We start from the raw sequence: 10,349 nt of genomic DNA, 5'->3' as shown, positions 1-10,349 counted from the left end.
GTGCCTGAATTCGGCATCCCGATCGGGGCGAAATCGTCACGTATCTGAAACATTGATGTAACACAATACATGCTTTCAAAATCAGTAAATACAAGAACTTACATGAAAGTGAGGGTCTACGCTCTGGCCTTGGGGTTGGTGCTCGTTCCGAGCATCGTTCACGCCTGGTGGAACGACGCCTGGTCGTCGCGCAAACAGATTTCGCTGGACGGCGGAGCTACCGGCGCGGATATCCAGGAGACCTTGGCCGAGTTCCCGGTGCTGGTCCGCCTGCATACCGGAAACTTCGCCTACTTCATGGACCTGGCCGAAAACGGCAAGGATATTCGCTTCATGGCGGACGACAAGACGCCTTTGAAGTATCACGTCGAGAAGTTCGACGCGATCAACGAGATGGCCCTGGTCTGGGTCAAGGCGCCGCAGTTCCGCGGCGGGATCAGCACCGATTCGATCTGGATGTATTACGGCAACGCCGAAGCGCCGGATGGCGGCGACGCGAACGGGACGTACGACGTGCATCAGGCGCTGGTGTTGCATTTCGACGAGACGGACCCGATGCCAAAGGACGCCACCGCCTACGGCAACCATGCGGCGGATTCCAAGGCCGCGCCGGAACCGGCGGGCTGGATCGGTGCAGCGGCCAAATTCACCGGAGCGGGCGGCATTGCGATCAATGCCAATCCGGCTCTGCAACTTTCGCCCGATAAAGGCTGGACCTTTTCCGCCTGGCTGAAGATCGATCAGGCCCAGTCGAATGCTTACGTCTTGCACGCTGGGGAAGGCGAGAACGCGCTGGAGCTGTCGGTTCGCGACACGGGTCTGGTCGCGAAATATGCGAACAACGGCCAAGGGGTCGAGACGCCTCCCGCGCCGTTGCAACTCGGCAAGTGGCAGCACATCGCCGTGGTTCTGCGGACGGACAAGCTGGAACTGTACCTGGACGGCAACAAGGCGGGCGAGTCGCCGGCTTCGGCGGGGCCGATGAATCCGATGGTGACCCTGGGCGCCGGCGCCGCAGGCGATAGCCTCATCGGCTTTCTGGACGAAGTTCAGATTGCCAACACGGCGCGTACCGCCGACTGGATCAAGCTCTTGGCGCGCAGCCAAAGCGCCGATTTCAACGTTCTCGGTTTTGGCCAGGACGAATCCAAGCAAGGGGCGGGCGGTCCCAATTATTTCGTCATCATCCTGCAAAGTCTGACCGTCGACGGCTGGGTGGTGATCGCCCTGTGCGGCGTCATGTTCGTGATCAGCGCCCTGGTGATGGTCACCAAGGGGCTGGCTATCTCCAGGGCCAATAAGGACAACCGCGCCTTCCTCGACCAATACCGGAACATGGACGCTTCCGCCGATCCCGGAGCGCTGGATCAGGAAGAAACCGAGGAGGAGAAGGAACTCGGCGAATCGGATTTTCTTGCCGCGGTGGTGGGCAAGCACGATCACTTCCAGAGTTCTCCCGTCTACCACGTCTACCACGCGGGGGTTCAGGAGCTCAAAAAGCGCTTCGGCACTTTGGCCAACCAACCCTTGACCGACGAGGCGCTCAACGTTCTGCGGGCGCGGCTCGACGCGGCGGTGGTGCGCGAGGGGCAAAAGCTCAACCGCAATATGGTATTGCTCACTATCGCCATCTCCGGCGGCCCGTTCTTGGGCCTGTTGGGTACCGTGCTCGGGGTGATGATCACCTTCGCCGTGATCGCCGCCACAGGCGATGTCAACATCAACTCCATTGCACCCGGTATCTCCGGCGCGCTGCTCGCCACCGTCGCGGGTCTCGCCGTCGCTATCCCGGCCCTGTTCGGCTACAACTACCTGCTCACCCAAATCAAGGACCTCACCGCGGAGATGCGGGTGTTCACCGACGAGTTTCTGGCCATGGTGTCGGAGCGCCTGGCCGAGCGTCACCGCGGGGGATAAGCCATGAAAGTCGAATCCGAAGAGAAGGTCTACGACGACATCAACATCACGCCCATGCTGGACGTGGCCTACGTGCTGCTGCTGATCTTCATCATCATGACCACCGCCACGGTACAAGGCATCACCGTCAACCTGCCCAAGGCCAGCGCCACGCCCGCTCTGTCCAAGCCGAAGACCAAGGCGATTTCGATTACCCAGGACGGCACCATTTACCTGGACACCTATCCGGTCAGCCTCCAGGAGCTCGAAACCCGTCTGTCGCAGTACAAGGCGGCCACGCCGGACCTTCCGGTGGTGCTCAAGGCCGATGCCGCCATCCAGTATGAAAAGGTCATCGACGTGCTGGACGTGGTCACGCGCCTGCAGATCAGCCAGCTCGGCCTGGTGACGCAGAAACTGGTGAAGTAAGCCTCGTCTCCGTCGCCCGCCATGAGCAAGAAAACTTGGCTTCGCTATCTGCCGCTCGGGATCGGCGGGGTTCTGATCGTCGTGATCGCGGTGGCGGTTTTTTTTCTGAAGGACCTTTTCGAAAAGCCGGTGCAGACCAAGAAACAGGTCCAGCAGATCACCGTGATCCAACCGCCCCCGCCACCTCCGCCGCCCCCGCCCGAGGAAAAGCCGCCGGAGCCGGAGATCAAGGAGGAGAAGATCGAAGAACCGGAACCGGAGCCCGAGCCGGAACCCGAGCAGCAAGCGGATGAACCGCCTCCCGGCGAGGATCTGGGCGTCGACGCCGAGGGTGCCGCCGGGTCCGACGCTTTCGGGCTGGTCGGCAAGAAAGGCGGAAGGGGGCTCATCGGGGGAGGCGGCGGCAACGCCATCATCTGGTACGGCCAGCAGTTGCAGCGCCAGATCGCGGACGAACTGCGGGAGAAGCTGAGCCAGAGCAAGGCGCGGAACAAGAAGATTTCGGTGATTGCGAATATCTGGATCGGCGCCGACGGAAGCGTTTCCCGTGCCGAACTGGCCTCTTCCAGCGGGGACGGCGATGTGGACGAAGCCTTGCGTTCGGCTTTGGGGACACTCCGCTCCAGGCTCAAAGCTCCTCCGGAGAACATGCCGCAGCCGGTGAAGATCCGCATCCGCTCCTAAAACAGACTCAGAAATAACACGACTTGGGGAATTCCATGAAAGCAGACCGCAAGCTGCTCGCCGCGCCTTTGGCCTTGATTTTGGCGTCCACCGCGGCGGCGGGAGAAAAAGAAGAACTGCTGAAGCTCAAGAACACCACGCTCAATTTGATCGACATCCTGGTGCAGCAGGGAATCATCGACAAATCGAAAGCGGAGGACATGATCAAGCAGGCGGAAACCAAGGCTGCAGCGGAAGCCAAGGCGGAAGCCGCGAAGGAAGAGCAGGTCGCTGCAAAACAGGGTAATCCGGACAAGGGCAAGCCGGGACCGGTACGGGTGACCTACGTCCCTGATTTCGTGAAGGACGAGATTCGCGCCGAGGTGAGCAAGGAACTGCGCGACGAAGTGGTAAAGGAAGTCAAGTCCCAGGCCAAGACGGAAAAATGGGGCGTGCCGGCGGCTCTGCCGGATTGGGTGAACCGGTTCAAGTTGTCGGGCGATTTTCGCGTGCGTTTCGAGGATCAGTTATTTGCGGACGACAATCAGGAAGGCAGTTATCTTAACTGGCCGGTCATCAATGAAGATGGCGGCATCACTGCTGCGGGAGAGGATGCCTTCCTGAATACCACGGTCGACCGGCAGCGTTACCGAATTCGCGTGCGCCTTGGACTGGAGGCGCAAATCGCCGATCACTTCAAAGCTGGCATTCGCCTGGCCACCAGCAACGATCGCAGCCCGATTTCCATCAACCAAACCTTGGGACAATACGGGAAACAGTATGAGGTGGCGCTGGATCGGGCCTTTCTTCAATACGACCACGTGGACGGAAAGGGAACGGACTGGTTTACCGTATGGGCCGGGCGTTTCGCCAATCCATGGCTTTCCACGGACAACCTGTTCGACCCGGACCTCAGTTTCGAAGGTTTCGCCGGCACGTTCCGCCTGCCTATCGGACCCAAGGCAGAGCTTGCCCAGGACTTCTTCAGGTCGGGGCCTCAGTACCGTCAAATCAATATGGGATTTTCGACGCCTAACACGGCCTTCCTGACCTTGGGCGCCTTTCCCTTGCAGGAAATCGAATTGGAATCTCAGGACAAGTGGCTGTGGGCGGCACAAAGCGGCCTGGATTGGCTTTTCGGTACCAACACTCGGGTGAAGGCGGGCGTTGCCTATTACGACTACAAGAATATCGTGGCGCAGCCCAATGCGCTCGGTAGCCGCAGGAATGATTGGACGGCGCCGGAATTCTTCACCAAGGGCAATAGTTTGGCTGCGATACGCAGTCCCGGTAATGATCCAGACGGGTGCGCGGTCAATGAAATCGTTTGTCTGGTTGGCCTTGCATCCGACTTTAATATCGTAGATGCAATGTTTGCCCTGGATTACGGTGGCTTCGGCGAAAACCACGTGATGTTCACTGCCAATTACTCGGAGAACATCGGCTTTGATGAAAAGGAAATCCTGAAACGTACCGGAGAAACCATCAAGCCCAAGACTACCGCCTTTCAGGTCCGTCTCGACGTGGGCCGGCCGGAAATCCGTAAATTCGGCGACTGGAGCACTTTCTTCGCATACAAGTATCTCGAGCGAGATTCGGTACTGGATGCGTTCACGGACTCCAATTTCCACTTGGCCGGGACCGATGCGAAAGGATGGATGGCCGGCATGGTATATGGCTTGGCGAAAAACACTTGGGCCAATATCCGCTGGCTCTCGGCCGACGAAATCGACGGTCCTCCGTTCGGGGTCGACGTGCTGCTGGTGGACTTGAACGCGCGGTTCTAATTCCATTCGGCATTCGATAGAACATTCATCGTAGGATGGGTAGAGCGAAGCGAAATCCATCGATGGCGGGTTAGCCCCTCGGCTCCGCGTAACCCACCGACCCTTCGACTTGGCTCAGGACAGGTCCGCGGGTGCTCGGCGGGTTACGGCCTCGCGGCCTAACCCACCCTACAAAACAATTCCTGATTGAAAGCGATTTGGAATAAAACATCGAGATCGAGTCATGAGCCCATTCGACATGCGTTCGCTTTTCTTGATTCGGCGGACGAAAAACGCCGTCCTTTTTCTGTTGCTGTGGTGCGCCGTGGTTGGCCCTTCGGCAGTACACGCCCAGGCGCCCAAGCAAGACAGTGCTGCGGCTCAAGCCTTGCGCAAGGCGCAGGGCATGCTGCGCCAGTTGAGCCAGGAGAAGACGGCTTTGGAAGGGGAAAAGAGCGCCTTGCTGGACCAGGTCGGAAAGCTTGAAGACAAGATCAAGCAACTCGAAGGATTGGAGAGTGTGGTCCAGCAGCAGAAGGCCAGTCTCGATAACTTGAGAGCCGGTAACGAATCGCTGCAGGGGCGCATCCATCAGGATTCCGAACGCATTCGCGGCCTCAACGAGCGTTTGCGCGCTGCGGTCGGCCAGTTGAAGAAATACCAGCAGGACAATGCGCTTCTGGTCGGCGCGGTGGCCGAGCGATCCCGATGGATTGAGGCGTGCACGGAGAAAAACCAAGGCTTGTACCAAGTAAACCGCGAATTGCTGGACAAGTATCAAGGCAAGGGATTTTGGGATGCGCTCACCGAAGGCGAACCCTTTACCCAAATCAGTTCGGTGAAGGCCGAAAACGAAGCTCAGGAGTTCCAATTCAAACTCGAAGACCTCCAGGTCACGCCTTGGCAGGAAGCCGGCGTGGCCGTTTCGGAAACAAGCCCGGCCGCAAGTGAGAATGCGCCGCCGCCCGATGAGGAGGAGGACGAAGAGTGAACGGAAACGGGCGCATACGACTCGGCCGGACGGCACGCCATGGTTTGGCGGGCCTACCGGGATAGAGGCTCCATATAGTTCGAAAATCCCTTCCCGATCAAATGGGTGCCGACCTTCCGGCCCACCCAGGCGATGTACCAATGCCGTTAGAGCGTTTTCCATCCCGGTGTACGGATTCGTGCCAGGAGGGGAGAACGTAGGTCGGCAATCCCTTCCCAATCGCAAACGGTCGCTTTAGTCGCGACCCTTCCAATCGCAAACGGCCTGGCCGGGAGCGCCGGCCACGCCCTTCCCGAAGACACCGTTTGCGATTGGATTGCCGGGGTCCAGACGCCAAGGACGGCAAAGGCCTCTCACGTCCTTGTGCACTGGATTCATGCCGCACAGTCCCTGTGCGGCACCCTACGGGCGCTTCGCGTGCAAATCGGCCTCGCCGCGCTACGCCGTCCCGCTTCGCTCGCGAGTCCTGGGCAGTCCTTCCCTGGCCTGCCCGCTCGCCGCATTGCGCCTCGCCCTGCCGATTTGTCCGGCACAAATTTGCCAGGAGCAAATTTGGACGTGCGGAGCACGGTCCGTAGGACGAACCCCAGGGATGGGGTGAGCAATCCCTGCCGGAAGGGGCGTTCTGGCGCTCCCAGAACGACCGTTTGCGATTGGAATGACGGCTTAACTTAACGGCACTGGGCGATGTACGGGATGACCGGACATCGCTGAGGCCGGGCATCTTTTCCCGCCGGTGGGGCCGTCAGCTGCCCGGTCCGGGTTCGGCCTTGTTGAGGAGGGTGCCGAGGAGGGGGGTGGTGTTGAGGTGGGCGAGGGCCTCTTCGAGTTCGGCGTGGGTGGTGCGGCCGGCCTCGAGCACCAGCAGGGCGGCGTCGACATGGGGGGCGAAGGCGAGGGCGTCGGCGGTGGTCAAGTGGGGCAGGTCGAACACCACGATGCGGCTCGGATAGCGGTGCTTCAATTCGTCCACCAGGCGCGCCATCTTCGGCGAGGCGAGGAGTTCCGAGGCATCGGGCAAGGGCCGGTGGCCCGGCAGGACGACGAAGCGGCCGATGCCCTTGGGGTTGATCAGCAGGCGCTCGATCGGCACATCGTCGAGGAGATAATCGCTGAGCCCGTACTGGGGGGTGAAGCCGAACGCGGTGTGGACGCTCGGATGGCGGAGATTGGCATCGACCAGGAGGACGGTCTGGCTGACGTCGAGGGCGAGGCTCAGGGCCAGGTTGATCGCGGCGACGGTCTTGCCCGCCTGGGGGTTGGGGCTGGTGACGGCGAGCGCGTTCCAGCCGCGCTCGCGGAGGATCTGCAAGACCTTGGTGCGGAGCACCTTATAGGCGTCCACATAGGGGCCGGGCGGGTAGCCGGCGATGAGACGCTGGCGGCGCAGCACCTCGCGGCGGACCTCGATCGAGCGGGTGGTCGTGTACTCGATCCGCTCGGCGGGCGCCGGGACCGCGGGCGATCCGCCGCGCGGACCGGGGGTGGGGGTTGCGAACGAAGGGGCAATCGATTCCATCACGGGCACTCCGGGTAAAAAGAGAGACAGGGTTAGCCGAGGGCGGTGTCGAGCTTCCGAAGACCCCGGAACCAGAGCACATCCAGCGGGGTCCAGAACCAATGGATCAGGCACACGGTCAGGAGCAGGGCGCCGAACCCGAGGCCGGCCAGGATCAGGCGCTGGCGGCTCTGATCGATCGCGAGCTCATCGGTCGTGAGATACGGGACCACCGCGAGCGGGGCGGTGCCGACCAGGGCGGCGACGGCCCGGGCGGTGCGGACGGTCTGATCGAAGGTGGTGCGCAGCGCGATCGTGCCGACCGCGGCGGCGAGGCCCAACAGCAGACCGAGGATGACGATCGCCGGGCGGTTCGGCTTGATCGGCTTTTCCGGCAACAGGGGCGGCTCGATGATGGAAAAGCGCTCGCCCTTGCTTTTGCGCTCCAGCTGCTCCCCGATCTGGGCCTCCATCTGCTTCGCCCTCAATTCCCGATAGCGGTTGGCGGCGTTCTCGTAATCCCGCATCAGGGCCAGATACTGGCGCTCGGTGTCCGGCGTGCGCTGCAGCCGGTCCTGGTAATCGGCCAGCTTCGCCTCGAGTTCGAGCCGGCGCTGTTTGAGCGCCTCGATCTCCTGGCGGGTGCTGGCTTTCTGGGCGGACAGATTCACATAGGCCGGATTGTCCGGCTGGCGGGCGGCGATCGCCCGCGCCGTCGTCTCGGCCGAAGGCTCGGCCAGGGCCTTTTCGTAGGCGGCGATCTTGGCCGTGACGGCGACGACATCGGGGTGATCGGGCGCATGGGTGTCCTCGAGCACCGCCAACTCCCCCTTCAGATGCGCGAGGGTCTTGACCGTGTCGAGCGCGTGATCGACCGGCCCGAGTTCGCGCTCCAGGGCCTCGATCTCGCGCCGCGCCTTCACGACATCCGGGTGCTTATCGGCATACCGGCTGGTCAGGGCGACCAGCTCGGTCTGAAGGTGCTTCAACCGGTCCTGCTTGCTCAGAATGCGCTCCCCGGTGCCCGATACGATCGGCGTCTCCGGGGCGATTTGCGAGAGCTCCGCGTCCAGATAGAGGGCGCGCTCCTGGAGCGTCCTAAGCTGCAGATCGAGCGACTGAAGCTCCTGCTCGGTCTGCTGCAGGAACTGCAAATTCAGCGCCTTCTGCTCCGGCAGGGCGTACAGATGGGCTTCCTTGAACTGCGCCAGCGTCTGTTCCAGCTCGGTGACGTAGGCCCCGATCTGCTCGACCTCCTCGGTGAGGAAATCGGAGGCTTCCTGGGTCTTCTGAGTGCGCGTCTTCAGATTCTCCTCGAGATAGAGCGACGTGATCTCGTTGGCCACCCGCTGCACGGTATCGGGATGGCGGCCGTCGTAGGACAGGCTGAAGGCGATCGTCGCCTTGGTCGGATGGCCGGATTTGGGATCGATGACCTCCGCGCTGATCGGCTGGAAGGCGATATCCTCGCGCATCATCTCGACGATCTCGTCGGTGGTCTTCTTCTGGCGCTCTTTCGCATAGAGATCGAACTTCTCGACGATCGTCAGGAGATGTGCGCGGGTCATCACCCGCTGGCTGATCATCTGCAGCCGCTCGGCGGCATAACTCGTGATGGTGGAGCGGACCAGGTCGGACGGGATCTCCTGCTCCTCGATCAGAATCGTCGCGGTCGAGCGGTAGGTCGGCGGCAACAGCAGCGCGGTCAGGACGCCGAGCGTGAACAGTCCGCCCAGAATCGCGCCGAAGGCGGCGCGATGGCGGCGAAAGGTGGCGAGATAATCGCTGAGTGCTTTTTCTTCCATTGATCGGTCTCTCAAACTCAAAACTGGAATGGGTCGAAGTCGTACTTGAGCGTCACAAAGACGGCATGGGCCTCCTGGCGGCCGGAAAACAAACCGCCGCGCTCCCCGAGATCGCGGAGGGTGTACTGATACGACGCGCCGAGGCGCCAGCGCTCGGTCACGGCATAAGACAGATCGCCGCCGATCCGGTAATACGCCTGGGTCAGGCGATCGCCGTTCGCATCGGGCAGCGACTGATCGGTGTAGGACAGATTCAGGGCGGCGTTCAGGCGCTCCGACACCTGCCGGCGGGCCGTGACCGTCACCCGATCCGACTCGAACAGGGTGCCGTTGATCGAAGGGCTGATCTGGTGGGCGTAATTCAGCTCGACGTCCCCGGTGTCGAAGCGCTGCCGCGCGCTCGCGGTGACCAAGGGGCCGAACTGGCGGTCCTTGAGCGTGACCGTCTCCCGGACCGTGACCGGCACCAGCAGCAGCGGGTCCAGGCTGACGATCTGAAAACCGTCGAGGCGCAAGGTTTCCAATTGAGTCTCCGAATCGCTGAACTGACCGCCGCCGGAGACGCCGACCTCGAGCGTCTCGGTCAGGGCGTACTGAAAGCCCGCCAGGGCGTTGAGATAATCGATCGCGCGCCGGTCGGCGCGATAGGCGGTATAAGCCAGCGTCCCCGAGAGCAACAAGCGTTCGGTCAGCTGATGCTCGAGTCCGGACGACGCCGTATGCGCGGTCGAACTGACAAAGGCGAACCCAGCCCGGGCCTCGTAATCCGAGGCCTGATACGCATAGCCCAGGGTCAGCCGGGTGCGCTCGTCCAGCGCATAGGTCCAGGACGGGGCGACGGTGGTTTCAGCCCGCTGCACGCGGGTCAACACGATTCCGACCAGGACATCGGACTGCGACGACAGCAGGGCGTCATCGGTATGGTTCACCGTGAGCGCCCAGCGCGACCGCTCGGTCGCATAATGGGCATCGAGGTCCAGATACTGATTCTGGGTGTCGATGGCGTCGATCGGCGTATAAAAAAGATTTTGCAGGCGCGCCCGGCTCTTCACCTGCCAGTGAGGCTCCGCCGCGACGAGCTGGGTGGTGAAGCCGAGATCGGTGCCGAAGACCGCCTGAGGATCGAGCCGGTCCGGCAACAGCTGGATATTGGAATGATACTGCTGGCTCACGCTGGCCGCCGCCTCGAGGTGCCAGTCCACGCCGAAGCTCGGGCGGGCGACGGCCATACCGAGCCCCACGCCGGCCCAGGCCAGCCGCTGAATCGTCCCCCGCATGCTCAGCCGCCTCGCGCGCGCCTG

Annotated in this window: 8 protein-coding genes; 5 read left to right on the top strand and 3 right to left on the bottom strand. The window is 61.9% G+C overall.

What is annotated here, in order from left to right:
- Positions 1–102 precede the first annotated feature (102 nt).
- From ACWJJK_RS19300 to ACWJJK_RS19280, 5 genes are all read left to right on the top strand, one after another.
- Positions 103–1,917 (top strand): DUF2341 domain-containing protein, encoded by a 1,815-nt coding sequence (locus ACWJJK_RS19300; protein ID WP_077730070.1) that lies wholly within the window; start codon positions 103–105, stop codon positions 1,915–1,917.
- A gap of 3 nt (positions 1,918–1,920) precedes the next feature.
- Positions 1,921–2,325, top strand: coding sequence for an ExbD/TolR family protein (locus ACWJJK_RS19295; RefSeq protein ID WP_077730071.1), 405 nt, complete (start codon positions 1,921–1,923; stop codon positions 2,323–2,325).
- 21 nt (positions 2,326–2,346) lie between these two features.
- Entirely contained in the window at positions 2,347–3,009 is a 663-nt protein-coding gene (locus tag ACWJJK_RS19290) for an energy transducer TonB family protein (protein ID WP_077730072.1), read from the top strand.
- Between the two features lie 35 nt (positions 3,010–3,044).
- Positions 3,045–4,775: a putative porin gene (locus ACWJJK_RS19285; protein WP_077730073.1), complete on the top strand. Its 1,731-nt coding sequence runs from the start codon at positions 3,045–3,047 to the stop codon at positions 4,773–4,775.
- 223 nt (positions 4,776–4,998) lie between these two features.
- Complete coding sequence (locus tag ACWJJK_RS19280; protein WP_156881687.1) at positions 4,999–5,745, top strand: coiled-coil domain-containing protein; 747 nt, start codon at positions 4,999–5,001, stop codon at positions 5,743–5,745.
- 745 nt (positions 5,746–6,490) lie between these two features.
- Here ACWJJK_RS19280 and ACWJJK_RS19275 read toward each other — a convergent pair.
- The 3 genes from ACWJJK_RS19275 to ACWJJK_RS19265 are packed head-to-tail and all read right to left on the bottom strand — an operon-like array spanning position 6,491 to position 10,325.
- Positions 6,491–7,264, bottom strand: a complete 774-nt coding sequence (locus ACWJJK_RS19275; protein ID WP_454128387.1) for a CpsD/CapB family tyrosine-protein kinase — start codon at positions 7,262–7,264, stop codon at positions 6,491–6,493.
- Positions 7,265–7,296: 32 nt separating this feature from the next.
- Complete coding sequence (locus ACWJJK_RS19270) at positions 7,297–9,048, bottom strand: GNVR domain-containing protein (RefSeq protein WP_434130549.1); 1,752 nt, start codon at positions 9,046–9,048, stop codon at positions 7,297–7,299.
- Between the two features lie 17 nt (positions 9,049–9,065).
- Complete coding sequence (locus ACWJJK_RS19265; protein ID WP_086135646.1) at positions 9,066–10,325, bottom strand: porin family protein; 1,260 nt, start codon at positions 10,323–10,325, stop codon at positions 9,066–9,068.
- Positions 10,326–10,349: the final 24 nt, after the last annotated feature.

The sequence above is a fragment of the Methylocaldum gracile genome (genome assembly GCF_053646815.1).
The sequence above is the reverse complement of the archived record's forward strand: the minus strand, read 5'-3'. Positions and strand labels throughout refer to the sequence as shown.